Source organism: Kribbella deserti, assembly GCF_042434725.1.
In the GTDB taxonomy this organism is placed as follows: domain Bacteria; phylum Actinomycetota; class Actinomycetes; order Propionibacteriales; family Kribbellaceae; genus Kribbella; species Kribbella deserti.
The window spans coordinates 59,666-85,696 of the sequence record NZ_JBHLTC010000041.1 but is presented as its reverse complement, the minus strand read 5'-3'; the positions used below and the strand labels follow the sequence as shown (position 1 = coordinate 85,696).

Genomic DNA, 26,031 nt, shown 5'->3' with positions numbered 1-26,031 from the left:
GGCGCTAGTCCTCCTCGGGTGGGACCTCGGCGCCTTCCTTCTCGTCCCGTTCGGCCCACTCCAGCAGGGTGTCGAGGGAGTGCGCTTTGTCGTCGATCGTGGCGTGCAGATCGCCCAGTTCCGCGAAGCGCTCCGGAACCGTGGCGATCGTGAACGCCTTCGGGTCCACGTCGTCGATCTCGTCCCACCGGATCGGCGTCGAGACCGTGGCCTCGGCATTGCCACGCACCGAGTAGGCGCTCGCGATGGTGTGATCGCGGGCGTTCTGGTTGTAGTCGACAAAGAGCTTCGCCGGGTCGCGGTCCTTGCGCCACCAAGTGGTGGTGACGTCGTCGGGTGCGCGCCGTTCCACCTCGCGAGCGAAGGCCAGCGCTGCTCGCCGTACGTCGCCGAAGCCGTGCTCGGGTTTGATCCGGACGTAAACGTGCAGGCCGGAACCGCCGGAGGTCTTGGGATAGCCGGTGATGCCGAGCTCGTCGAGCACCTCCTTGGCGACGTGCGCGACCTGGCGGACCCGGTCGAACGGGCAGTCCGGCATCGGGTCCAGGTCGATGCGCCACTCGTCCGGCTTCTCCGTATCGGCGCGGCGGGAGTTCCACGGATGGAACTCCACCGTCGACATCTGCACCGCCCAGGCCACGTGCGCCACCTCGGTGACGCACAGCTCGTCGGCGGTGCGGTTGTACCGCGGGAAGTGCACGCGGACCGTCTCCATCCACGGCGGAGCACCATGGGGCAGGCGTTTCTGGTGCACCTTCTCGCCGCTGACGCCCTCGGGAAAGCGATGCATCATGCACGGGCGCTCTCGCAGCGCGCGCACGATGCCGTCACCCACCGACAGGTAGTAGTTGACCAGGTCGAGCTTGGTCTCGCCCCGGGCCGGGAAGTACACCCGGTCAGGGTTCGAGATACGCACGGTCCGGTCGCCGATTTCCAGCTCCACCGCCGGGGTCTTGCCCTTGGACGTCGCCATGCACCCGAGACTAGCCGGGTCCACCGACAAGCCGGGGAGTTCAGGCCAGGCGGGTGAGCCAGGAGCGGGTGTCCTCGGTGCGACCGTACTGAAGGTCGAGCAACGTACGACGGATCTCGGCGGTGACCGGGCCGATGCCCTCGTTGACGTCGTGGTCGCCGATCACCTGGTCGCCGCCGTCCCAGACGAGCCGGCCGATCGGCGTGATCGCGGCAGCAGTGCCACAGGCGAACACCTCGGTGATCTCGCCGCCGGCCACGCCCTCGCGCCACTCGTCGATGCTCATCCGGCGCTCCTCGACCTTGTGGCCGAGATCGGCCGCGAGCTCCAGCACCGAGGCCCTGGTGATACCGGCGAGGATCGTGCCGGACAGTTCGGGCGTGACGATGTGGCCGTCCTTGTGCACGAAGAAGAGCAGCATGCTGCCGATCTCTTCCAGCCAGCGCCGTTCGACCGCGTCGAGAAAGACGACCTGCTCGCAACCGTTGGCAAGTGCCTCCGCCTGTGCGACCAGGCTGGCGGCGTAGTTGCCACCGGTCTTGGCTTCGCCCGTGCCGCCCGGCGAGGCGCGGGTGTAGCGGGTCGAGAGCCAGATCGAGACGGGCTTGACGCCGGATTGGAAGTACGGCCCGGCAGGGGAGGCCAGCACGCCGTACAGCACTTCGCGGGAGGGGCGGACGCTCAGGCCGGCCTCGGTCGCCATCATGTAGGGCCGCAGGTACAGGCTGGATTCACCGCCGGTTGGCACCCAGCGCTCGTCGACGCTGACCAACGCCTGCAGCGATGCGACGAACTCCTCCTCCGGCAACACGGGTAGTGCCAGTCGCCTGGCACTACCCGTGAAGCGGGCCGCGTTGTCCTGCGGGCGGAAGGCCCAGACCGAGCCGTCCGCGTGCCGGAAGGCCTTGAGTCCTTCGAAGATCTCCTGCGCGTAGTGCAGCACGGCGGCGGCCGGAGAGACCTTGAGCGGCGCGAACGGCGTCACGCGCGGGTTGTGCCAGCCGGAGTCGGCCGTCCAGTTCGCGAGCACCATGTGGTCGGTGAAGGCCTGTCCGAAGCCAGGGGCGGCAAGGATCGCCTCCCGGACCTCGTCGGCGGCCGGATCGGCCCGCAACTCGACCTCGAACTTCCACGCGTCTGCCACTGCTGACTCCCGGCTAGAACTTCTCGCTGATCCCGGCACGTTACCGCCGGTTGCACCCTCGCCATACTCAACGGCCAAGGAGTGGGCGGGTCACCAGCAGCTCGCGGTAATCCCGCACCACGGACTTCGCCAGATCTGCCGGCCGGACCGCGGCCAGCACTTGACCCGCCACGACGTACAACCGTTCGTTGTGGCAGTGGCTGGGAAGTTCCACCAGGACTCGCATGGCATAACCGAGGCCGATCAACTCGCCGTTCGCCACCAGGCAGGCCGCGCGATGCAGCTGAACCATCGCCAGTTCACCGGCCAGCTCGGCCGGGTACAGCGCGAGGGCCTGGTCCTGCGCGGCGAAGGCCGCCGCGTAGTCGCCCAAGGTGGTGTAGACCAGGCTCTCCGCATGCCGCCAGCGATACTCGGGCCAGCCGAACAGCGACCGCTCATCCGCCGTCCACGGCACCTCGGCCAACCGGGCCATGGCCGCCCGCGCCTCGTCCTCCCGGCCGAGCTGCGCCAAGGCCTGCGCATTGCCCAGCAGTACGGCGGCTCCGCTCCCGGTGGCGGGCCCGTTCGTCGCCGCGAGGGCCTGCTCACTCAGCTGGAGCAGCTCAGCGACGGGACGACGCTCGGACCAGCCGCTGAGGATCTCCCAGCCGCGAGCCAGTAGACGCAGCTCCGGATCCCCGGTGTGGTCGGCGGTCGCTCGGGCGGTCCGCCACCAGCGTCGGGCCTCCCGAACCCGGCCGAGCCCGGCGAGCGTCAGCGCCATCACCACGGCTAGCCGGGTAGCCGGATCGGCCAGTGCCGTCAGAGCCTCGGACGGGTCGCCGCGATCGGCCGCGACGGCTTGGCGCAGGAGCTCCAGGTCCGCGGTCAGTTCGGTCAGTAGGTCGGCCGGATCCGTCGTGAAGATGTCCTGCCCGTACGCCGCGGCGACAGCCTGCCACTCCTGCGCGCCGGCCACCTGGGCGAACGAGAAGGCCAGGCCATGCCGAGTTGCCTCCAGACTCGGTGGCATCGGCTCCGGGGGAGCTCCGGACGGCCGGCTCGCGTCCGGCGGACTTGAAGCGGTGGCAGTCAGGTGGGCTTGCTGGTAGGCGGCCGTGAGCTCCCCGCGGCGACCGAGCCGCTGGTCGCACAACGCCGCCAAGTGCGCGGATCCGGGTCGCAGGCCGCGCTCGACCTGCGACAGGTAGCTGTGGTCATATCCGACTTGAGCCGCGAGCTGCCGCAGGCTCAGCCCGGCTGCTCGCCGGCACTCGCGGAGGCGCCCGCCGAAGGTCGGCTCCGGCCCTGACGCGGTGCTGGCCGTGCCCGCCGGGGCAGCCGGCTCGGGTCGGGTGCTGGTTTGGGTCCTTGTCGCTGTCATGGCAGCCGTCAGTGAATCCGGACTGGGAATCGTCACAGGAACCTCCGCACACTCGAGGACGTGTTGCGCCTGGTGGTTGCGGTGCGCGATGACGAAGATACAAGTCCCGACCGACAGAACAGGACGTAGTGGATGGCTCCAAGATCCCTTGTGGGCTTGAAGTCTGTGGGCTGTCGGAACAGCCCACAGATCACGCCTGGTGGCGGTGAGCGCGCCGGGAGAGGCTGGTTGCCATGAAGCGAATCACCGAACCTGCCGAGCACTTGCCGGCCGTGTCCAGCTCAAGCAGTTCGACCCCGTCAATCACGTCAACCAGCCCAACCGGTTCCGTCGGGTTGCCGAGGGTGCCGGTGCCGGGCCCCGACGGCTTGTGCAGCCGGTGCGGCCGTCCCTGGCCGTGCCTGCGTTGCCCGGACGACTTGAAGCCGTCCGGGCAGCAACCAGCTGCCGGGCAGCCGAACGCCGGGCAGCCGAACGCCGGGCAGCCGGCCGCCGGCGAACCGGGCGTGCTGGAACCGGACGAGCCGGACCCCGACACTGACGGGTTTCCGACAGGGGCAGAACGCGTGAATCCATTGACGATCAGTTATGAAGTCTCTCTACTAAATGGACCCGTCCCGGAGGTCCCACCATGAAACGCTCGCGTCTGCTTGCCGCCGTCTCCGCCCTCGCGCTGACGGCGGCGGCTCTTGTCACCGGCGCTGCACCGGCCCAGGCCGCGAACCTGCTCGCCAATCCCGGCTTCGAAGCCGGTTCCCTGTCCGGCTGGTCCTGCTCCGGCGGCACCGGCTCGGTGGTGAGCAGTCCGGTTCGTTCCGGCAGCCACGCCCTCGCGGGAGCCGCGAGCAGCTCCGACCAGGCGTTGTGCACGCAGACCGTCTCCGTGCTGCCGAACACGGCCTACTCGCTCAAGGCCTGGGTGCGCGGTAGCTACGTCTACCTCGGTGTCACCGGCGGCGCGTCCACCTGGACGCCCGGCGCCTCGTCGTACTCGGAGCTGGCGGTGACCTTCACCACCGGCGCGAGCCAGACGACCGCCCAGGTCTTCCTGCACGGCTGGTACGGCCAAGGCACGTACTACGCCGATGACGTCAGCCTGGATGGCCCGGGCGGTGGCGACCCGCCAACCGGGGGAGTGCCCGGCGCACCGGCCAATCCCGGTGTCACCGGCACGACGGCGAACTCCATCTCTCTGTCGTGGACGGCCGCTACTGGCACGGTGACTGGCTATCGCGTCTACGAGGGTTCGCAGGTGGTCAAGGCCGTCACGGGTACTACGGCCACGATCGACGGCCTCGGCGCCTGTACGTCGCACTCGTACTCCGTCGCGGCGTACAACACCAATGGCGAGTCGGCGAAGTCCGGCATCGTCTCGGGAACTACCACCGGCTGTACGAACACAGGCCTGCCAAAGCACGCGTTGATCGGATATCTGCACGCGAGTTTCGCCAACGGCTCGGGCTATGTCCGGATGGCCGATGTGCCCGCTGCGTGGAACATCATCAACCTGTCGTTCGGTGAACCCACCTCGGTCACCTCGGGCGATATCCGCTTCAACCGTTGCCCGATCGCGGAATGCCCGAACGTGGAGAGCGAGGCGGAGTTCATCGCGGCGATCCGGGCCAAACAAGCCGCGGGCAGGAAGGTGCTGATCTCGATCGGCGGCCAGAACGGACAGGTCCAGCTCACCACCACGGCCGCGCGGGACGCCTTCGTCAGCTCGGTCGGCGCGATCATCGACCGCTACGGGCTGAACGGCCTCGACATCGACTTCGAAGGCCACTCGCTGTACTTCAACGCCGGTGACACTGACTTCCGCAACCCGACCACGCCCGTGATCGTGAACCTGATCTCGGCGCTGCGCACGCTCAAGGCCAAGTACGGCGCCAACTTCGTGCTCACGATGGCGCCGGAGACCTTCTTCGTCCAGGTCGGCCACAAGTTCTACGGCGGCGCGGGCGGCGGGGATAACCGCACCGGGTCGTACCTGCCGGTGATCCACGCCCTGCGGGACGCGCTCACCGTGCTGCACGTGCAGGACTACAACTCGGGCCCGGTGATGGGCCTCGACGGGCAGTACCACAACATCGGCAACGCCGACTTCCACATCGCGATGACCGACATGATGAAGGCCGGGTTCACCGTCGCGAACACCGGACACACCTTCCCGGGCTTGAGGCAGGACCAGCTGGCCTTCGGGCTTCCCGCGGCCGTGAGCGCCGGTAACGGCTATACCGCGCCGGCGGCCGTGCACCAGGCCCTGGACTGCCTGGTCAAGGGAACCAACTGTGGTGGCTACACGCTGCGCGGAGGTGCCTCACCGTCGTTCCGGGGCCTGATGACGTGGTCGATCAACTGGGACCGTTATTACAACTGGGAGTTCCAGAACAGCCACGCGCCGTACCTGGCCGCCCTGCCCTGACCACCGGGGTCGAATTACCCGCACCCGGATTAGCCGGGTGCGGGTAAGAATGTGGGCATGACAGCGCCTACGGTCCGTCCGGTCATTCTGACGGTGGACGACGATCCAGGGGTCTCCCGGTCGATCGCCCGCGACCTGCGCAGGCGATACGGCGAGCAGAACCGCATCGTCCGGGCGGAGTCGCCCGAGCAGGCTCTAGAGGCGCTGCGCGAACTCAAGCTGCGGGGAGAGCCGGTCGCGGTGCTGCTGGCCGACTACCGAATGCCGCAGTTGTCGGGCATCGAGTTTCTCGAGCAGGCCATGGACTTGTTCCCGCGCGCTCGCAGGGTCCTGCTCACGGCGTACGCCGATACCGATGCGGCGATCCAGGCGATCAACGTGGTCGACCTGGATCACTACCTGCTGAAGCCCTGGGATCCACCAGAGGAGAAGCTCTACCCGGTCGTCGACAGTCTGCTGGAGGCGTGGCTGGCCGCACCCGAGCGTCCGGCCGACGAGGTCCGGGTGATCGGCCACAGGTGGTCCGCCGCGTCGTACACCGCTAGGGACTTCTTGGCGCGTAATGCTGTGCCGTACCGCTGGTATCGGGTGGACGACGATGACGAGGGTTGCCGGCTTCTAGCCGCTGCAGGCGTCGACGGCAGCGACCTACCGGTAGTGATCTGCCCGGACGGCACTGTGCTCGTCTCGCCGTCCGAGAGCGAACTAGCCGCGAACGTCGGTTTGACGACCAACCCGGCCGAAGAGTTCTACGACCTGGTCGTAATCGGTGGTGGCCCGGCTGGACTAGGTGCCGCGGTGTACGGCGCCAGCGAAGGCCTTCGCACGGTACTGGTGGAACAACTCGCCACAGGTGGTCAGGCCGGCCAGTCGAGCCGGATCGAGAACTACCTGGGCTTTCCCGACGGTGTGTCCGGTGCGCAGCTCACGGATCGAGCCCGTCGCCAGGCGGTTCGGTTCGGCGCGGAGCTGTTGACGGCCCGCCAGGTGGTAGAGCTCGAATCCGTTGGATCAGCCCGGCGCGTCAAGTTCTCCGACGGCAGCGAACTCTCGGCGCATGCGGTCATCCTGGCGACGGGAGTGGCCTACCGAACGTTGGACGTGCCAGGGCTCGGTGAACTCGCTGGACGAGGTGTCTTCTACGGCGCCGGCTCTACCGAGGCCCCGAACTGCGCCGGGCAAGACGTCTACATCGTGGGCGGAGCGAACTCGGCCGGGCAAGCCGCCGTCCACTTCTCCAGGCATGCCCGCCGGGTGCACCTGCTAGTACGTGGACCGGGGCTCGAGGCAACCATGTCGAGCTACCTGATCGCCCAGATCCGGGAGATCCCTGGTATCGAGGTGCACACTTGTACCGAGGTGGTCGGCGGCAAGGGCGGTGACCACCTCGAACGCCTCAGCTTGTTCAACAGTGCCACCGGAGAAACCCGCGAGGTCAACGCTGAATGGTTGTTCGTGTTCATCGGCGCGGCCCCACGGACGGACTGGTTGCCGAACGACCTGCACCGGGATGCACGCGGATTCGTGCTGACCGGGCCCGACCTGCGCGGACGTCCGGCGGGCTGGTCCCTCGATCGCGAGCCGTACCACCTGGAGACCAGCCTGCCCGGGGTTTTCGCCGCGGGTGACGTCCGGGCCGAGTCGGTGAAGCGGGTCGCCTCGGCGGTCGGCGATGGCGCCATGGCGGTCACCCTGGTCCACCGATACCTGGAGATGCTCTGATGACGACGACCGAACCTCCGGCGCGAATCGGCATCGACGAGCTGCGCACGCTGTTCCTGTTCGAGAGCCTCGAGGACGATCAGCTCGAGTGGCTCGCGCGCGAAGGGCACGTACAGACGATCGAGGAGGGCATCGTCTTCGCCGAGGGCGATCCGGGCACCTGCTGTTACGTGCTGCTCGAGGGTGAACTCCGGCTGTGCAAGCTGTCGCACGGTCATGAGGTGGAGGTCAACCGCACTTCGCAGCGCGGGGTCTACGCCGGCGCGTTCACGGCCTTCCTGGGCGCCGACGAGCGCACGGCGTACACGGCGACGATGCGGGTGACCAAACCCTCCGTCTTTTTTGTCGTGGACGCCAAGACAATGGCCACGATGATGAACACCTGGTTCCCGATGGCGGTGCATCTCATCGAGGGCTTCGTGATGGGCATGCGCCGTACCGGCCAGACGATGGCCCAGCGCGAACGCCTGCTGGCCCTCGGCTCGTTGTCGGCCGGACTGACCCACGAGCTGAACAATCCGGCCGCCGCCGCGGTACGGGCCGCCGCGACCCTGCGCCAGCGCGTCGCGGGAATGCGGGCCAAGCTCGCGATGCTCGCCGACGGCACACTTGACGCCACCAATTTGCACGCGATCGTCGAACTGCAGGAGGCTGCCGTCGAGCGGCTGGCCAAGGCGCCCGAGCGTTCGCCGATCGAGCTCAGTGACGCCGAGGACGCCTTGTCCGACTGGCTGGACCGCCACAACGTCTCGAACAGCTGGGACGTGGCGCCGGTCTTCGCCGGTGCGGGCGTGGACGAGGCCTGGATGGACGAAGTGCTCGCGGCCGTTGGTCCGGAGTACCTCGAAGGCGCCGTGCGCTGGCTGATGTACACGATCGACACCGAGTCGCTGATGAACGAGATCGACGACTCGGTGACCCGGATCTCCACCCTGGTCGGCGCCGCCAAGCAGTACTCGCAGATCGACCGCGCGCCGTACCAGACGATCGATCTGCACGAGCTGCTCAAGTCCACCCTGGTGATGATGTCGGGCAAGCTCACCGGCATCGAGGTGGTCAAGGACTTCGACAAGTCCCTGCCCGACATCCCGGCCTACGCGGCGGAGCTGAACCAGGTCTGGACCAACATCATCGACAACGCCGTCGCCGCCATGCAGGGCTCCGGCATCCTCACCATCCGCACCCGCCGCGATGGCGACGACGCCGTGGTCGAGATCGGCGACACCGGCCCGGGCATTCCGGCCGACATCCGCAACCGCATCTTCGACCCGTTCTTCACCACCAAACCGATCGGCGAAGGCACCGGCCTCGGCCTCGACATCTCCTGGCGCATCGTGGTCAAAAAGCACCACGGCGACCTCCGCGTCGAATCCGAACCCGGCAACACCGTCTTCAAAATCGTCCTCCCCCTAGACCCCGACACCACCCCCGACCCCCTCGCCTGACCAGTGCCCCGACGTCGCCGCTAGCGGAGGGTGGTGCCGGGGGAGTGGGATTGCAGGAGTAGGTCGGGGCGGGTGGGGAGCGATTCCCAGTCGCCGTGGGCGCCTACGCAGAAGGCGCCGCAGGCGGTGGCGCGGTCGAGGCGGGCGGGTAGGTCCAGGGCGTCGAGGGTGGCGCTGAGGTAGCCCGCGACGAAGGCGTCGCCTGCGCCGATGCTGTCCACCACCGCGACGGGGAGGGCCGGGCGATGGGTGGTGCCTTCGGCGGTGTGGGCCGAGGCGCCGGCGCCTCCCGCGGTGACGACCACCTCTGTCACGCCGGACTCCAGTAGAGCCGGGACCGGGTCCGGCGCAGAGCTGAGGATGTCGAGTTCGTCCTCCGAGGCGAAGACCGTCGCGACGTCGGGCAGCAGCGGGCGCAGGCACTCGGCCGCCTCGGCGCGGGACCACAGCCGGCCGCGGTGGTTGACGTCCAGACAGACGTGTACGCCGGCCGACGCGGCGGCCCGTACGACGTACGCCGTCGCCTCGCGGGCGCTGTCCGAAAGCGCCGGGGTGATTCCCGTGACGTGCAGGATGCGCGGCCGGGCTGCCGCCAGGGCCTTCTCCGCGTCCGCGACGGCCAGTTCCGAACCAGCCGAACCGCGCCGGTGGTAGCTCACCCGGGTGACGTCGTACGTCGGCTGGTCGAACGCGATGAACCCGGTGAAGGAGGTCTCAGACGATCGAGCCAGGCTGACGTCGACGCCTTCGGCCCGTAGCGTGCGCAAGACGAGTTCACCGGGCTGATCGTTGCCTACGGCACCTACCCACGCGGCGCGATGGCCGAGCCGGGCCACGCCGATCGCGACGTTGCTCTCCGAACCCGCGATCGACAGCGACGCCTCGCCACCCAATCGCAAGGGCCGTCGCGACCGGATCGCCACCATCGCCTCGCCCAGCGTGAGCACCTCGACCTCAGGCATTCGCGACCGCCTTGAGGAAGTCCGCGGCCCGCGCGGCCAAGGCCGATTGCGAACCGCCCTGGCCGGCGTCGCCGAGCAATGGCGAGCCAACGCCGACCGCGAGAGCACCGGCCGCCAGGTACTCCGGAGCGGACGTCGCGTCGACGCCACCGACGGCGATCAAAGGGGCCGTGGGCAACGGTCCGCGCAGTTCGCGCAGATAGCCGGGGCCGTGCAACTTGGCGGGGAAGAGCTTGACCGCGAGGGCGCCGAGGTCGAGAGCGGCGATCACCTCGGTCGGGGTCAACGCGCCGCACAGCAGCGGCAGGCCCAGCTCAACACTTCGCTGCGCGCCTCGCGTGATTCCTGGCGTCACCACGAACCCGACCCCGGCGGCGGCCACTTCGTCGGCCTGTTCCGGAGTCAGCACCGTGCCGGCGCCGAGTATCACCTCTGGGCCGAATTCCGCGCGGGCGGTTCGCACTGCCTCGGTCGCGTCGGGGGTGGTCAGCGAAATCTCAAGCGCGGTCACTCCGGCCTCGACCAGAGTTCGCACGCTGCTGAGCGCGAAGTCGGCGCTGTCCGCCCGGATGATCGCGAGCACCCGCCGCCGGGCCAGCTCTGCCAGTAGTTCCACGTCCGTTCCTCTCCTCGACACGTCCCACCGTAGTGCCGTCACGCTCGGTCGTGGTTAAATCACCGAGCGAGTCGATAGATAGGTAACAAAGTTCCGAACCGCCCGAATCGGAAGGTCACCATGCGCAGACTCCTTGTCCTCGGCCTGCTCGCCGCCGGCCTGATCGCCACTCCTCCCACCTCGACAGCGGCTCCGAGCCAGACCACGGCGGTCAGCCAGCTGGTGCTGTTCGACAAAGGCGTCGCCGGCTACGGCTGTTACCGCATTCCAGCCATCGTGCGGACGAAAACCGGAACGTTGCTCGCCTTTGCCGAGGCCCGCCGAAACTGGTGTGGCGATTCCCAGGAGATCGACCTGGTGATGCGCCGTTCCACCGACAACGGCCGGACCTGGAGTCCGCAAAAGGTGGTTCTGTCCGGCACCGATGCCAATCCGGGTGCCGTGGCGACCCGGGGTAACCCGACGCCGATCGCGGACCTCGAGACGGGCCGGGTGGTTCTGCTGACCACGTTCGACCCGGGTACGACGACCCGCCCGCGCACGCCGTACGTGCAGACGAGCGATGACGACGGCCTCACCTTCTCCACCGCGCGGAGCCTGGCGACGGAGATCGATGATCCGGCTTGGGGCTGGTACGCGACTGGTCCGGGTCATGGCATCCAGCTGACCAGGGGAGTGCACAAGGGCAACCTTGTCGCGGGTACCAACTACGACGACGGCGGGCGGCGTGCCGGTCAGCTCGTCTACAGCACCGATCACGGTGACACCTGGCACAAGGGTGCGACCGATGTGCGGAGTGACTCGGCGGTCCCGCAGGAGATCAGTGTGGTGGAGAAGACCAATGGCGGAATCTACGCCGCCGCCAGGAACAACGCGGGCGCGGCCGGTGCCAGCCGGATGGGGGCCGTCAGCAACGATGGCGGCCGGACCTTCGCGGCGCCGTTCGCCACGATCGCGGGTCTCACCACGCCGGTAGTGCAGGGTGCCGTGCAGCGCTTGCGGGCCACCGATGAGGGGGACCGCTACAACCGGATCCTCTTCTCGGCGCCGGCTGATCCCGAGCGTCGCCGGTACATGACCGTGCACTCCAGCTTCGACGAGGGCAAGACCTGGAACGGCGGTACGCGGATCACCGCGGACTGGTCCGGTTACTCCGACATGGCCGAACTGGCGACGGGTGAGATCGGCCTGCTGTACGAGGCGGGCACGGTCGACGCGCGGGACCAGATCCGGTTCGCGCGCTTCACCGAAACGGATCTCGGCCTGCCGGACGGCGCGACCGGTCCGACCACGCCGGACACCTCCGGGCTGGGCAATCACGCCTACCTGCGCGGTGGTCCCGTTGTCGCCGCGGGCAAGTTCGGGCAGGGCCGGGATCTCGACGGGGTGGACGATCACCTGCAACTGCCGTTCGCCGAATCCCTCGCGTTCGGCGCGGGTGACTTCACCGCGATGACCTGGATCAAGTACGGCGTCTCGACCGCGAACCAGGCCATCTTCTGGGGGTACGGCATCGACCAGTACTCGCAGTTCTGGTTGCGCGCCGAGCCGGGGTCGAGCCGGATCCGCGCCCTGATCACGAGCAACGGCAACACCGGCACGGTCGCCACCACCAAGGCGTACAACGACAAGGCCTGGCATCACGTCGCGCTGCAGCGCAAGGCCGGCACGTTGTCCATCTGGGTCGACGGTGTGCAGGTGGCGACCGCGACCGCGCCCGCCGGGTCGATCAGCCCGGCGCGCCCGTTCAAGATGTACGTCGGCCAGCGGCTGGACGGTCTGCACCGGTTCGACGGCACGCTCGACGAGGTCCGGATGTACCGCCGGGCGCTCACCGCGGACGAGCTGAAGCGGATCCACGCGACCAACGCGACCGACGTGCCCGGCGCCGTACTCAACCTCCCACTCGGATAACCGAACCACCCGGATACTCGCGCCCCCCGGATAGTCGCGCCCCCCGGATACTCGCGCCACCCGGATAACCACGCCACCCGGATAACGGCGGCATCCGGATATCCGCGTCACCTGGATAACCACGTCATCCGGATGGCGTGATCATCCGGAACTCAGGGTCAGCCGCCAGGTGATCTCGCCGGCCGGACCGACGACCGCCGCGTCGGCCGGTCCGGCCTCGGCGAGGTCGAAGATCCGGCCCAGCATCGGGCCGACCACCAGGCCGTCGTGCGACAGCCCGTCGCGCCATATCGCGAACGAGGTCGGTTGCCCTAGGCAAGTAACCGCGAGCCGTAGCGTCTGCCCCCGATCGACCACCGAGGCCGACGCGCACCCGGGCAGTACCGTGTCGCCGTCCAGCTCAGCCGCCGGAAGATCGTCCGGTACGAGTTGGGCGCCCGCCTCGCAGTCGAGCGAGGCCCGCGCCGCCCAAATGAACCGGTAACCCGGTTCGGCCAGCAGCCGATAGTCGGCCCAGATCGTCTGCGGCCCGAGCTCGTCCGGCGCATCCCCACCGTTGAGCCGGCGCAAGAAGACGGCTTCCTCGGTCTGTACGACGTCCCACTCATCAGCCTCGTCGACAACACCCCACGGCTGGTTCCACAACACCCCGTGATCGGGCCGCACGGTCGGGAAGCACTCGTCGAGACCACCTGAGTCGACGTACGTCGTGAGGCCGTTCCGGTCGCCGCCGCCCGCGCTGGTCCGGAACCACTCCCGTCCCCCGAGCTGCAGGGAGGTCCAGCGGCCGCCGTCGTCCAGATCGAGGCCAACCTCGTTCTCCGGGATTCGCATGGCGGCATCATGCCAACCACCGCTCGCGCCGAAGGCCCGGGGCCGGCCCTCAAGCTAGAAGCGGCCTGAAGACCGAAGGACCGGGCCGCCCGCCCGGCCCTTCGGTGGTTCAGGTAGCTGGTTTATCGCCAGCACGCGGCATACGTTACGGCTCGAAGGTAGCGCGAACACTACCGACTAGGGGGCGCTCAAGCTGCTGACGCCAAAGCGAGACCTTTCTAGCGTCGGGGCATGAAGCTGATCGCGATACTCACCATGCTCGGTGCAACCCTGACAGCGGCTCCAGGTCCGACCTGGACGGCATGCGACGACAAGGACCTCGACGAGGCGAATGCCCGGTGTACGACGGTGAGGGTGCCTCTGGACTACAGCGATCCCACCGGCCGCCAGATCGAGCTGACGGTCTCCCGGATTCCCGCGAAGCACAAGCGCGGCGTACTGCTCGTAAATCCCGGTGGCCCGGGTGGACCCGGGCTGAACTACCCCTTGCAGCTCAAACCGCTGTTAGGTGAGGTGGCCGACCAATACGACCTCATCGGGGTCGACGTACGTTTCACCGGCAGGAGTACGCCGCTGACCTGCGGGCCGGTCGTACCGGCGGACCTGTTCGGTACGCCGAAGACCCGGACCGAGTTCGCCCAGGCCACTCGACGGGCCAAGGCCTACGCTGCGGGTTGTACCGACGACAGGCTGAAGCACGCGAGTATCACCAATGCGGCCCGGGATCTGGACGCCATCCGCCAAGCCCTGCAAGAGCCGAAGATCTCGTACTACGGCGTCTCCTGGGGCGCGGACCTCGGAATCGTCTACAGCCAACTGTTCGGCCGATACGTCGATCGCATGGTGGTCGACAGCGTCACGAACGTCGAAGGCTCGGAGTACGACCACCTGAACACGGGACATCGCAAAGAGATCGCCTTCGACGAATGGGCCGCCTGGGTGGCCTGGCGGCATGACCAGTACCACCTCGGTGAAACGGTCGCGGCCGTACGAAAGACGGTCGAGCGACTACGGGACAAGCCGTTCACGCTGGGCGCCTACCGGATCAAGCCGGTGGATGTGCCATTCCTGGTACAGGGTTCCCTCGGCGACGAGAGCGACTACCCGGCAATGGCCGAGAACGTTGCCGCGATGGTCTATCGCAAGACCCCGCCCGAGTCGCTGGCCGGACTCCTGCAGCTGTACTACGAGGGAGCCGACGGGCTCGACAGCTACTTCGCGGCGTCCTTCGGCTACCTCTGCAACGACCGCGGCTGGCCGACCGGCCCAGCGCCGTACTGGCGTGAGATCACCAGGACGAAGCAGCGGATCTTCAGCCCGGGCATCCTGCCTTGCGCGTTCTGGCCGCACCACACCAACGAAAAACCCATCACGATCGGCAACGACGTACCGCTACTGATCGTGCAGGCCGAACGCGACGACATCCCCCTGCAATGGGCCCGCTCCCTACACCGAAAGCTGTCCCGCTCGTCCTTGGTCACCACGGACCGCCGGGCACACGGCGTGTACGACGAGCGAGTCCCTTGCATCGTCAAGACGGTGAACACCTACCTCACCACCGGCACCCACCCAGCAGACACCTGCCCCTGACCCCGAATCCACTCGACGCCTCTTGCCCACCCGGAGGCGCCTAGGGCCGGGACCCCGCAACGGTCGACGAGATGACCGCCAGGAGAGGTCGGTGGGAGAGGTCGGTGGGAGAGGTCGGCGGGAGAGTGGCTGGCCACTCGCGTGGTGGGTTACCACCTGGGATTCCGAGGTGGTAACCCACCGGCGCAGTGGCCGGCCACACCCAGGACACCGCAACAGCTGGCCACGCGCGGGATCGGGAGGGCCGGCCAGGTGCGGGAGTGCGACAGGCGCCCTTTGGGTGGTCTGGACGGGCGCGCGTGCCGGGTTTTCGTGCGGCCACCGGATTTCGGACTGCCTGCCGGGTTCTAGCGTGCCCGCTGCCGAGTTGTTTGACCGCTACCCGGTTGCAGCCGGGTAGTCGTACCAAAAGTCGGCAGCCGACCCGTCCAGGCCACCCGCCGCCAACCACCCGGCCAAAACGCCGCAAACCTGACGCGATAACCCGACGCCGACGGCACAACCAGACGCGGCAACCGACGTGGAACCCGACGCGACAGCCCGCCGAACCCGACGCCGAACCACGACGTGGCGAGCTGACGCGACAACCCGACGCGACAGCCCGCCGAACCCGACGCCGAACCCGACGCCGAAGCCCGACGGTCAACCCGGCGCGCAGCGCACGGAATCCCCCCGATCCCGGGCAGACCTCACCCGTCCCCCTGATAGCTGCCGCCTTTGGTTGGTTCGGGCCGGGTCAAGGGCGCGCATGCGTCACCGCAGGTGATTCCCAAACCCTTGACGCGGCCCGAACCAACCTGACAATTCGAAAGACTCAGGGGGACGGGTGCCCACCGATGACCACCGGCCTCGGCAGATCGGAGACTAAGCCCCACGAACCGCCCGAATCGTGTCGCGCAACCACAGCGCACTCTTCTTGGGAGTTCGCTTCTGAGTGTCGTAGTCGACCCGAACTATCCCGAACCGCTTGTCGTATCCGTAAGCCCACTCAAAGTTGTCCAGCAACGACCACGCGAAATACCCGCGCACGTCAGCTCCCTGTTGACGAGCCGCCGCCACAGCCGCGACATGCGACACGAAATAGGCCGTCCGCCCGTCGTCGACGACAAAGCCGTTCTCATCGGCCTCATCCGCAAAGGCGGCCCCGTTCTCCGTCACCACCAACGGAATACCCGGATAGTCCTTGCTGACCCGAACCAGCAGATCGGTGAAACCCTCCGGCACGATCTCCCAGTCCATCGCGGTCTTGTCCCGCCCGAGCGGCAACACCCGGCTGATCGGAAAGCCCTCGTCGTCGGTGGTCCGGCCGTTCTCGTCGCTACCGCTGAACTGCTGACTGAAGTAGTAGTTCAGCCCGAGCACATCGATCGGCGTCGAGATGATCTCCAGATCGCCGTCCTGAACCGGAAACTCGATGCCACGCTTGCCCAGATCGGCGACGACGTCAGCCGGATAGCGCCCATGCACCAGCGGATCAAGATAGATCCGCGCACCCATCCCGTCGGCCCGGTGCGCCGCCGCGATGTCCTCGGGCGCGTCCGTCGCCGGATATGCCGTGGCGGCGTTCAGCACGATGGCCAGGTCGATCGGGCTCTTCGCCGCCGCGCGCATCGCCTGAGTCGCGAGGCCGTGACCGAGCAGCAGATGGTGTACGGCGTTCATAGCGGCCGGGAAGTCCTGCTTACCCGGCGCGTGCAGACCATAGGCGTAACCGAGCATCGCGGAGCACCACGGCTCGTTCAGCGTGGTCCAGTTCTTGACCCGGTCCTGCAACGCGTCGAACACCAGCATCGAGTAGTCGGCGAACCGGTACGCCGTGTCCCGCGCCGGCCAGCCGCCCGCGTCTTCCAGCTCCTGCGGCAGATCCCAGTGGTAGAGCGTCAGCCACGGATCGAGGCCCTTGGCCAGCAGTTCGTCGACGAGCCGGTCGTAGAAGGCGAGCCCCTTCGGATTGACCGGCCCGCGCCCGTGCGGCTGGATCCGCGGCCACGCCACCGAGAACCGGTAGCTGTCGACTCCGAGTTCCTTGATCAGGGCAACGTCCTCGGGCATCCGGGTGTAGTGCTCGCAGGCGATATCGCCGTTGTCACCCTCGTGCACCGCGCCGGGCACCCGGCAGAAGGTGTCCCAGATGGACGGCGTACGGCCGTCGACGTCCACCGCGCCCTCGATCTGGTACGACGAGGTGGCGACGCCCCAGCGGAAATCGGTCGGCAGACTCGCGATCAGGGCCCGGTCGGATTCTGAGACCGGAACGGTGACCGGCGGCGTGGTCGTGGCGGCAACAGTGTTCATAGGCTGAAGTACGGCGCACGCGGAACGCACGCCGTACGGGCTCCCTTCGAAAGGTCAGGCGACCGGAGTGAGATTGGTGTCGTGCAGCCAGCAGGCGACCGACCGGGTGGCATCCGGACGGACGGTCGGATTGCCCAGCAGCGGGATCTCCGCCGAGCACCGGTCGAACGCGTGCGGGCACCGCGGGTGGAACGAGCAGCCCGAGGGCATACCGCGCAGGTCCGGCGGCGAACCGGGAATGCCGGCCAGTTCCTTCTTCGGTCCACGCAGCGCGGGGAACGACTTCAGCAGGCCCTCGCTGTAAGGGTGCAGGCTGTCGCGGTACAGATCGGCCGCCCGGGCCTCCTCGACGATGCGGCCGCCGTACATGATCGCGATCCGGTCGGAGAACTCGACCAGCAGGGACAGGTCGTGGGTGATGAACAGCACGGAGAAGTCGAGCCGCTCGCGCAGTTCGACCAGCTGGGCCAGGATCTGCCGCTGCATCACCACGTCGAGCGCGGTGGTCGGCTCGTCCATGATGACAACCTGCGGTTCGAGCGCGAGCGCCATCCCGATCATCACCCGCTGGCGCATACCGCCGGACAGCTGGTGCGGATAGGCCTCCATCCGGTCGGCGGAGATGCCGACCAGCTTGAGCAGTTCCCGCGCCCGCGCCTCGCGCGCCGCCGGGGTGGTGTGCGGCTGGTGGGCCTTCAGTACGTCGAGCAACTGGGTCGACACCTTGTGGACCGGGTTGAGCGAGTTCATCGCGCCCTGGAACACGATCGACGTCTCGGCCCAGCGGAACTTGCGCAGATCCGAGTCGGACAGGCTCATCACGTCGTACGGCTCGCCGTTCGGCGGGTGGTAGATGACCGAGCCGCCGCTGATCACGCCTGGCGGCGGAAGCAGCCGGGTCACGCCGTACGCGAGGGTCGACTTGCCACTGCCGCTCTCGCCGGCGAGGCCGAGCACCTCGCCCTTGCGCAGGGTCAGCGTGACGTCGCGAACCGCCTGTACGGCCTTCTCGCCGAGGCCGTAATCGACGTTCAGGTTCTTGATCTCCAGCACGGGCGGCTTCATCGCACCCCATCCTTCACCAGGTCGTCGGTCTCGGCGGGCCGCAGTACCGGCGTCGCGAGAGGCTTGGTTCCGAGCACGGGCGTGAAACCGACCCGCATCCGCACGGTCCGGCCGTCGTTCGTCTTGAGCTTGGTCTTGCCGCTGTTGCGCAGGCGCGGGCTGACGAACTCGTCGATACCGAAGTTGATCAGCGACAGGGCGGTACCGAGGATCGCGATGGCCAGACCGGCCGGTACGAACCACCACCAGGCGCCCTGGGCAAGGGCCTGCTGGCTCTGCGCCCAGAACAGGATCGTGCCCCAGTTCCATTCGGAGATGGTGGAGATACCGATGAAGGCCAGCGTGATCTCGGACATCACGGCGAAGATCACCGTGCCGACGAAGCTGGAGGCGATGATCGCGGTCAGGTTCGGCAGAATCTCGACACACACGATGCGCCAGGTGCTCTCGCCGGTGGCGCGCGCCGCCTCGACATAGTCACGCCGTCGCAGCGACAGCGTCTGCGCCCGTAGTACCCGCGCACCCCAGGCCCACGAGGTCAAACCGATGACCAGGGCAACCATCAGGTCACCCGCGCCCGGAATCGTGGAGGCCACGATGATGATCAGCGGCAGGGCCGGAATGACCAGGAAGACGTTCGACAACGCGGACAGGCCCTCGTCGGCGGCACCGCCGAGAAAGCCCGAGCTGACCCCGATCAGCACGGACAACACGGTCGCGATCACACCGGCCAGCAGACCGACGAACATCACGCCGCGAGTACCGACCAGGATCTGGCTGAAGATGTCCTGACCCAGATGGGTGGTGCCGAACCAGTGCTTACCGGACGGCCCCTGCAGGATGTCGCTACTGCGCGCGGACGGGTCGTACGGCGCGATCCACTCGCCGATGATCGCGATCAGGACGAAAAAGGCGAGTACGACGAGGCCGGTGGCGGCCTTACCGTTCGCGACGAAGCGCAGGCGCTGCCGTTTCGCGGCGGGCCCGGTACCGGCGGCGGCGACCGGGCCGTCCGGTCCGACCGTGGTGGCGGTGCTGGCGGAGACGGACATGCTCAGCCCTCCTTACGGGTGCGCGGGTCGAGGACGAGATAGGCCACGTCGGCGATCAGGTTGGCGACCAGTACCGACAACGTGATGACCAGGAAGACACCCTGCATCAGTGGGTAGTCCTTCGAACCGACCGCCTGGAAGAGGTTGAAGCCGATGCCGGGATAGGAGAAGACGATCTCCACCAGCAGCGTGCCGCCGACGATGAAGCCGAGCGACAACGCGAAACCGGCCACGTTCGGCAGCAACGCGTTCCGGGCGGCGTAGCCGACCATCACCCGGCGCTCGGACAGGCCCTTGGCGTGCGCGACCGTGATGTAGTCCTCGGAGGCGACCGTGATCATCATGTTGCGCATACCGAGGATCCAGCCGCTGACCGACGAGATCAGGATCGTGATCGCGGGCAGCAGACTGTGCCGGATCGCGCTGCTGATGAACTCGCCGTCCCAGCTCGGCACCAGGCCGGGTTCGTAACCACCCGAGGACGGGAAGAAGCTGCCCTGACCGGCGAACAACGCGATCGCGATCAGGCCGAGCCAGAAGTACGGGATCGACGACAGGAACGTTGTCGCCGGCAACAACCCGTCGATCCAGGACCCGCGCCGCCATCCGGCCAGGACGCCGAGGAACGTGCCGATCATGAAGCTGGCGAAGGTGGTGATACCGACCAGCGCGACGGTCCACGGCAGGCTCTGCCCGAGCACACTCGCGACCGGCGTCGGGAAGAACGTGAACGAAAGCCCCAGGTCACCGCGGAACAACTGGCCCCAGTAGTCGACGTACTGGCTCCACATGCTGGCGTCTTTGTCGAGGCCGAACAGCACGTACAGCGAGTCGAGCGCCTCGGTACTGATCTGGCCCTGGTACCGGTTGATCAGCGAGGTGACCGGGTCACCCGGGATCATCCGGGGAATGAAGAAGTTGATCGTGATCGCGGCCCACGCGGTGAACGCATAGAAGGCGATCCGCTGCAGCAGGAACTTCATCGGGTGGCCTCCTGCTTCGGCTCGGCCGGCTTGTGGGTGATCTCGTACAACCAGCAGGCGGCCCAATGGTCTTCGCCATCAGGCAACTCGAACCGTGGCGGTAGTTCGGTCGAGCACTTCGGCATCGCGTGCACGCAGCGCGGGTGGAACCGGCAGCCGCTCGGTGGCTTGATCAGGCTGGGCGGTTCACCACCGGCCTTGTCCTGCGGGACCTCGTCCGGGCCGACGGCGGCCATCCGGTCCGGATCGGGCGCGCTCTCGATCAGCAGCCGGGTGTACGGATGGGCCGGGCGTTGCGTCACCGTCTCGGAGTCGCCACCTTCCACCATGCGCCCGGCGTACATCACCAAAGTCTCGTCGGCGAAGTACCGGGCCGAGGCGATGTCGTGGGTGATGTAGAGAATCGCCAGATCGAGGCGGTCCTTCAGATCGCGCAGCAGGTTCAGTACGCCGAGGCGGATCGACACGTCCAGCATCGACACCGGCTCGTCGGCCAGCAGTGCCTCGGGATTGGCGCCGAGCGCGCGAGCGATCGCGACCCGCTGGCGCTGGCCACCGGACAGCTCGTGCGGGAACTTGTCGATATAGCGCTCGGCCGGAACGAGCTGCACCCGCTCCAGCAGAGTCTGCAAGGCCTTCTCCAGTTCGGCCGAACCCTTACCGGCGTTGCCGTGGATCTTCAGCGCGCGGGTCAGGTGGTACCGCACCGTGTGCACGGGGTTCAGCGACGCGAACGGGTCCTGGAAGATCATCTGGACCTTGCGGACGTACCGGCGGAAAGGCCGGCCGCCCTTCACCTCGACGCTTTCACCGTGCAGGCGGATATCGCCGGCGGTGCGCGGGTACAACTGAGCGAGCAGTCGCGCGACGGTCGACTTGCCGGAACCGGACTCGCCCACGAGGGCCGTCACGCGGCCGCGTCGCAGGGTCACGGTGACGTCGTCGACGGCGTGCACCGCGCTCTTCTCCCGGGTGAGGAGATCGCGCAGGCCGCGTCGTACGGCGAAGTGTTTGGTGAGGCCTTTGGCCTCGAGGACCACATCGGAGGTGGTCTGAGCCGTGGGGGTGGCCGTCATGCCTGGACTCCTAGCTGGAACTCAACGTGGCGGTGAAGAGCGCCCGGAAAGGGAATCGGAGGGCGGTCCGATTCCCTTTCCGGACGGGCTAGGTTATGAACCGGCGGGCTTCAGGTTGAGGACGATGTGCAGAGCGTTCTGCTGCGTCGGCTGGGCCGGCGCGTACTGGTTCTGCTCGTCGGGCCAACCGACCCAGTTCTTCGTGTTGTACATACCGCCGACGTTCGAGGCAGAGGTGGGAATGACCGGCATCTGCTCGACCATGATCTTCTGCAACGTGTTCAGCGCCTTGGTACGAGTGGCGTCGTCGGTGGCGTTCGCGTACTCATCGAGGGCCTTGGTGGCCTCGGCGTTCTTGAACCGGCCGTAGTTGCCGGAGACGCCACCCTTGCCGATCGGCTTGTAGATCTTGCCGTCCATGATGTTCTGGTAGATGTCGTACGGCGTCGCGCCACCGTTGGTCCAGTGCATGGTGGCGTCGAAGCGGCCCTCGTCAACGGCCTTGAACCAGGCGTCCTGGTTGGCCTTGTCCACCGTCGCCTTGATCCCGATCGTGGACAGGTTGTCCTTGATGATCTCGAGGTCGGTGATGTAGTCGGACCAGCCGGCCGGGTCGGTCAGCGTGATCGTGACGGGCTTGCCGCTCGGGTCGGACAGTACGTCGCCCTCGAGCTTGAACCCGGCCGCGGCCAGTTCCTGCTTGGCGCCTTCGAGGTCGACCTTGTGCAGCTTGCCCTCGAATTCCGGCGCGATGAAGGCATCGCCGGCCGGGGTCGGGATACCGGTCACGCTCTCGATCTTCGGGTAGAAGTACCCGGCCTCACCCTGCAGGAAGATGTCGTCGCGGTTGATCACCTTGTCCATCGCGCGACGCAGGGCGGGGTTGTCGAACGGCTTCTTCTCGGTGTTGATCCACAGGCCGTGAATACCGAGGTTCGCCGGGAACCAGAGCTTGTGGTGCACAGGGTCCTTGTCGACGTACACGGTCTTGTAGTTCGGGATGAAGACGAAGCTCCACTCCGAGGCGCCGTTGGCCAGGGCGGTGGTCTGCGCGTTGTTGTCGTTGTACGACGTGTAGCGCAGTTCCTTGACCTTCGGCAGGTCCTGCCAGTACTCGTCGCGCACGGTCAGGGTGGTGGTCTGCGGGGTGAACGACTTCAGCGTGTACGGACCAGTGCCGATCGGGTTCTTCACCACGTCGGTGGTGGGGTCCTTCAGCACCGACCAGATGTGCTTCGGAATGACGAAGGTGGTCAGCACCTTGGCCTGGTTGACGAACTGCGACTTGGTGAAGGTCAGGTCGATCTTGTTACCGGTCTGCTTGATCTCACCGTAGGGAATCGCCTCCGGGTTCAGCCCGGCGTTCGTCTTGCGCAGCTGGAACGAGAACGCGACGTCCTCGGCGGTCATCGGCTTGCCGTCGGACCACTTCACGCCGTCGCGAATGGTCAGCGACAGCTTGGTGAAGTTGTCGGCCCACTTCCACTCGGTCGCCAGCCAGGGCTTGCCTGGATCCTTCGGTGCGATCGAGTTCAGCATCACCAGGGGCTCGTAGATCATCCACCGGTAGCCGAGCGAGGCGCCCGACGACGACCCGAGGAAAGGGTTGTGGTTCTCGGTCTGCGGGCCGTTCGGCATGCCGACGTTCAGCACGGTGGCGGGGCCGCTCGAGCCGCTGTTGTTCTTCGATTCACCACTACAGGCAGCCGTGGCTACCGCAAGCACGCCCGCTAGGGCGAGAGCGACTGTACGTCGAGCTCGCATGACGTTCCTCCTGTTGATCGGTCACAACTTCTGGGCGGATGACTGACGGTTACTTGACTAGGTGATGCAGGGGTGAGGCGCGGAGGGCGAGGTACGGGCAGGCACCTCGCCGTCCGGCGACTCGTAGGGCTACGCGGGAGCGGTCGAGCTGCGCACGATCAGCGTCGTGGGCAGTACGGTCGGTTCCTCGGGCAGCGGTTGACCGTTGAAGTAGCCCATCAGCATCCGGGCCGCGGTCTGACCCATCTGGCGCATCGGCTGATGCACCGTGGTCAGCGGTGGTTCGGTGTGCTGGGCGTAGGGGATGTCGTCGAACCCGACCACCGAGACGTCGCCGGGAACGCTGCGGCCCGACTCCCGGACGGCTTGGATGGCGCCGCCGGCGGACAGGTCGTTGTGCGCGAAGATCGCGTCGAACCCGAGTTGGGCGTCGATCGCGTACTGCACCCCGCGCCGGCCGCAGTCGTGGGTGAAGTCACCCTCGAAGACCAGGCGGGGATCCAGCTCGATACCGGCGGCCGCGTAGGTGTCGCGGAAACCGTCGAGCCGTTCTTGCGTGCAGCCGAAGCGCTCGACACCGGTGATCACGAGCGGCCGCTTTCGGCCGAGCTCGATCAGGTGCCGGGCCGCTGCCTCGGCCCCGTCGACATTGGTGGTGGCCACCGACGGGAAGACTGGTTGCTTGCTGCGGTCGTCGATCATCACGACCGGAAGCCCGCGGGCGTGCAGTTGCTCGATGTAGGCCAGCGTGCCCTCGGGCTCGATCACCAGCAGGCCGTCGAACGACTGGGCCGAGACCTGCGAGGCGAACTGCTGCATCGACTCCTCACCGCGGTTGCAGGTGAACAGCAGCAGGCCGTAGCCCTCGGTCTCGACCACGTCGACGGCACCCTGCAGCACCTCGCCCATCCAGGGCCAGGTCAGCGAGGGCACCAGCATGCCGACGATCCGGGTCCGGCCGCGGGCCAGTCCGACGGCTCGCGCGCTGGGCACGTAACCGAGTTCGGCGATCACCTGGCGGACCCGTTCGGCGGTGCGCAGGTCCAGTTCGCCTTTGCCGTTCAGCACCCGCGAGACGGTGGTCTTGCTGACTCCGGCTCGGGCCGCGACATCGGCGATCGTGATCGACACGTGAACTCCCCTCGGGCGGTTGGGGTTTTGTTTCCGAACCACCTCCGGAATGTTCGGAACCGGTTTCGGAAGCGGTTCCGAGAACTAAAGCCGAGTGGTTCAGGTCACGTCAATCACGGTCCGATAACGAAGTTGACGGCGTGATCGAACTGTGTTGCAAGGTCCATCGTTGTCACGCTCAGAACCGGCCGGCCGGTGTGTAAGAGCGCTCTCATGCATGGGAGTTAGCGTGGCAGAGCGCTCTCATGCGCGCCAGTGTTCGAAGGCCGAACACTTAAACCCCGGCCGCTGGTGCATGATGGCTGGGCAGATCCAGCCGGGCAGGGTGCGGACATGACAGGTGGGGCGAACAACGCGATGGAGTCACGTCGGACCACGGTCCGCGACATGCGCCGGTCCAACCGGTCGGTCATCCTGACCAGCATCTACCGATCCGGTCCGTTGAGCCGGTTCGAGCTGGTCCGCGAGACCTCGCTGAGCGCGGCCAGCGTCAGCAACCTGGTTGGCGAACTGCTCGAGGAAGGTGTTGTCGAGGAGGCCGGTTCGGTCGAATCCGACGGCGGCCGGCCACGGGTACTGCTCCGCGTCGCGCCGGGTTTCGCCTCCGTCGCCGGGGCGGAAGTGGGGGAGACCCGCGTCCGCGTCGAGCTGTTCGACCTGGCGATGCAGGTGCTCGCCACCGTCGAGTATCCGATCGAGTCGCCCACGCCCGAGCCGTCCCTGGTGGTCGATCGCGTCCTGCAGGGCCTGGCCGAAGTGACCGCCCAGGCCGGTGTCGCGCCCGCGCAGGTCCTCGGTCTCGGCGTGGCCGTCGCGGGCATTGTCGAAGGCCCGGCCGATGCCGTCGTACACGCGCAAACCCTTGGCTGGGACGCCGTACCGCTTGGCGCGATGCTGCAGGCCGGTACGACGGTCCCGGTTCAGGTGGACAACGGCGCGAACACGTTGGGCCAGGCCGAGATGTGGTTCGGTGCGGGCCGTGGCGCCGAGCATGCCGTCATCGCCCTGGTCGGATCCGGTGTCGGTTCGGCCCTGGTGGCCAACGGCGTGAGCTATCGCGGTGCGCGCAGCAGCGCGGGCGAATGGGGTCACACCACCATCGCGTACGGCGGACGGCAGTGCCGGTGCGGGTCATCCGGCTGTCTCGAGGCGTACGCCGGTGCCGAGGGCGTGCTGGACCGGTTCCGCCAGGCCAACCGGGGCAAGGCCGCGCCGGGTGCCGACGAGGAGTCCGCCTTCAGCGCGTTGCTCGACCTGACGGGTTCGTCGAAGGTGGCGGCGCAGGTGATCGACGAGACGATCGGCTATCTCGGCGCGGGTTTCGCGAACCTGGTCAATCTGTTCAATCCCGAGCGGATCGTGCTCGGTGGCTGGGCCGGTATCGCCATCGGGGAGCGGTATCTGCCGCAGTTGCGCGAGGCGACGGCCCGGCATGCGTTGCGGCAGCCGTTCGCGCAGGTTTCGATCGAGCTGTGCGAACTCGGCCAGGACGCCGTCGCGCTCGGGGCGGCGACGCTGCCGGTCTTGCGGTTGCTGCGCGAGGGTGGCGCGCGTCGTCCGGACACCTTGGCCGCGCGCTGATCGTCCGCGGTCGTCCGCTGGCTTGTTTCAGGGGATGTTTCACGGGTTGGACGTTGCCGCTAGGTCGGATTCACGACTTCAACTATCGTGTGTAAA

Annotated in this window: 19 protein-coding genes; 6 read left to right on the top strand and 13 right to left on the bottom strand. The window is 67.4% G+C overall.

The genetic code is table 11. The features are described 5' to 3' along the window. Window positions 1-4 precede the first annotated feature (4 nt). From ligD to ACFFGN_RS33385, 3 genes are all read right to left on the bottom strand, one after another. Window positions 5-973: a non-homologous end-joining DNA ligase gene (gene ligD / locus ACFFGN_RS33395; protein WP_380056333.1), complete on the bottom strand. Its 969-nt coding sequence runs from the start codon at window positions 971-973 to the stop codon at window positions 5-7. Window positions 974-1,013: 40 nt separating this feature from the next. After that, window positions 1,014-2,117, bottom strand: coding sequence for a branched-chain amino acid aminotransferase (locus ACFFGN_RS33390; RefSeq protein ID WP_380056331.1), 1,104 nt, complete (start codon window positions 2,115-2,117; stop codon window positions 1,014-1,016). Between the two features lie 67 nt (window positions 2,118-2,184). Continuing rightward, a complete protein-coding gene (locus ACFFGN_RS33385; protein ID WP_380056328.1) occupies window positions 2,185-3,483 on the bottom strand; it encodes a helix-turn-helix domain-containing protein in 1,299 nt (432 codons plus the stop codon). Between the two features lie 631 nt (window positions 3,484-4,114). On the opposite strand from ACFFGN_RS33385, the gene ACFFGN_RS33380 reads away from it, so the two are divergent. The 3 genes from ACFFGN_RS33380 to ACFFGN_RS33370 are packed head-to-tail and all read left to right on the top strand — an operon-like array spanning window position 4,115 to window position 9,072. Continuing rightward, window positions 4,115-5,905, top strand: coding sequence for a chitinase (locus ACFFGN_RS33380; RefSeq protein ID WP_380056325.1), 1,791 nt, complete (start codon window positions 4,115-4,117; stop codon window positions 5,903-5,905). A gap of 57 nt (window positions 5,906-5,962) precedes the next feature. Continuing rightward, the gene (locus tag ACFFGN_RS33375) at window positions 5,963-7,627 is read left to right on the top strand and encodes an NAD(P)/FAD-dependent oxidoreductase (protein ID WP_380056322.1); all 1,665 of its coding nucleotides are present in this window, start codon (window positions 5,963-5,965) and stop codon (window positions 7,625-7,627) included. Then, the gene (locus ACFFGN_RS33370) at window positions 7,627-9,072 is read left to right on the top strand and encodes an ATP-binding protein (RefSeq protein ID WP_380056319.1); all 1,446 of its coding nucleotides are present in this window, start codon (window positions 7,627-7,629) and stop codon (window positions 9,070-9,072) included. Before ACFFGN_RS33375 ends, ACFFGN_RS33370 begins: the two co-directional genes overlap by 1 nt. Before the next feature lie 20 nt (window positions 9,073-9,092). Here ACFFGN_RS33370 and ACFFGN_RS33365 read toward each other — a convergent pair whose 3' ends face one another. Both ACFFGN_RS33365 and ACFFGN_RS33360 read right to left on the bottom strand, forming a co-directional pair. After that, window positions 9,093-10,034, bottom strand: coding sequence for a sugar kinase (locus ACFFGN_RS33365; RefSeq protein WP_380056316.1), 942 nt, complete (start codon window positions 10,032-10,034; stop codon window positions 9,093-9,095). Next, window positions 10,027-10,650: a bifunctional 4-hydroxy-2-oxoglutarate aldolase/2-dehydro-3-deoxy-phosphogluconate aldolase gene (locus ACFFGN_RS33360; protein ID WP_380056313.1), complete on the bottom strand. Its 624-nt coding sequence runs from the start codon at window positions 10,648-10,650 to the stop codon at window positions 10,027-10,029. The genes ACFFGN_RS33365 and ACFFGN_RS33360 overlap by 8 nt, the downstream gene beginning before the upstream one ends. Before the next feature lie 120 nt (window positions 10,651-10,770). Between ACFFGN_RS33360 and ACFFGN_RS33355 the strand changes: the two genes are divergently transcribed. Next, complete coding sequence (locus ACFFGN_RS33355) at window positions 10,771-12,564, top strand: exo-alpha-sialidase (RefSeq protein ID WP_380056310.1); 1,794 nt, start codon at window positions 10,771-10,773, stop codon at window positions 12,562-12,564. Between the two features lie 141 nt (window positions 12,565-12,705). Here the strand turns inward: ACFFGN_RS33355 and ACFFGN_RS33350 are convergent, their stop codons facing one another. After that, window positions 12,706-13,398 (bottom strand): hypothetical protein, encoded by a 693-nt coding sequence (locus ACFFGN_RS33350; RefSeq protein ID WP_380056308.1) that lies wholly within the window; start codon window positions 13,396-13,398, stop codon window positions 12,706-12,708. Between the two features lie 231 nt (window positions 13,399-13,629). On the opposite strand from ACFFGN_RS33350, the gene ACFFGN_RS33345 reads away from it, so the two are divergent. Then, window positions 13,630-14,988 (top strand): alpha/beta hydrolase, encoded by a 1,359-nt coding sequence (locus ACFFGN_RS33345; protein WP_380056306.1) that lies wholly within the window; start codon window positions 13,630-13,632, stop codon window positions 14,986-14,988. 864 nt (window positions 14,989-15,852) lie between these two features. On the opposite strand, the gene ACFFGN_RS33340 is transcribed toward ACFFGN_RS33345, so the two are convergent. The 7 genes from ACFFGN_RS33340 to ACFFGN_RS33310 form a co-directional block, all read right to left on the bottom strand. Next, entirely contained in the window at window positions 15,853-17,283 is a 1,431-nt protein-coding gene (locus ACFFGN_RS33340; RefSeq protein ID WP_380056303.1) for a GH1 family beta-glucosidase, read from the bottom strand. Between the two features lie 54 nt (window positions 17,284-17,337). After that, window positions 17,338-18,348 (bottom strand): ABC transporter ATP-binding protein, encoded by a 1,011-nt coding sequence (locus ACFFGN_RS33335; protein WP_380056300.1) that lies wholly within the window; start codon window positions 18,346-18,348, stop codon window positions 17,338-17,340. After that, window positions 18,345-19,400 (bottom strand): ABC transporter permease, encoded by a 1,056-nt coding sequence (locus ACFFGN_RS33330; protein ID WP_380056297.1) that lies wholly within the window; start codon window positions 19,398-19,400, stop codon window positions 18,345-18,347. The genes ACFFGN_RS33335 and ACFFGN_RS33330 overlap by 4 nt, the downstream gene beginning before the upstream one ends. Before the next feature lie 2 nt (window positions 19,401-19,402). Further along, window positions 19,403-20,383, bottom strand: coding sequence for an ABC transporter permease (locus ACFFGN_RS33325; RefSeq protein ID WP_380056294.1), 981 nt, complete (start codon window positions 20,381-20,383; stop codon window positions 19,403-19,405). Continuing rightward, window positions 20,380-21,459, bottom strand: a complete 1,080-nt coding sequence (locus ACFFGN_RS33320) for an ABC transporter ATP-binding protein (protein ID WP_380056292.1) — start codon at window positions 21,457-21,459, stop codon at window positions 20,380-20,382. The genes ACFFGN_RS33325 and ACFFGN_RS33320 overlap by 4 nt, the downstream gene beginning before the upstream one ends. Window positions 21,460-21,552: 93 nt before the next feature. Then, the gene (locus tag ACFFGN_RS33315) at window positions 21,553-23,223 is read right to left on the bottom strand and encodes an ABC transporter substrate-binding protein (RefSeq protein ID WP_380056289.1); all 1,671 of its coding nucleotides are present in this window, start codon (window positions 23,221-23,223) and stop codon (window positions 21,553-21,555) included. Window positions 23,224-23,352: 129 nt separating this feature from the next. Further along, a complete protein-coding gene (locus ACFFGN_RS33310) occupies window positions 23,353-24,354 on the bottom strand; it encodes a LacI family DNA-binding transcriptional regulator (protein ID WP_380056286.1) in 1,002 nt (333 codons plus the stop codon). A gap of 333 nt (window positions 24,355-24,687) precedes the next feature. Here ACFFGN_RS33310 and ACFFGN_RS33305 point away from each other — a divergent pair, with 333 nt between their 5' ends. Next, complete coding sequence (locus tag ACFFGN_RS33305; protein WP_380056283.1) at window positions 24,688-25,935, top strand: ROK family protein; 1,248 nt, start codon at window positions 24,688-24,690, stop codon at window positions 25,933-25,935. The last annotated feature ends 96 nt before the right edge of the window (window positions 25,936-26,031 follow it).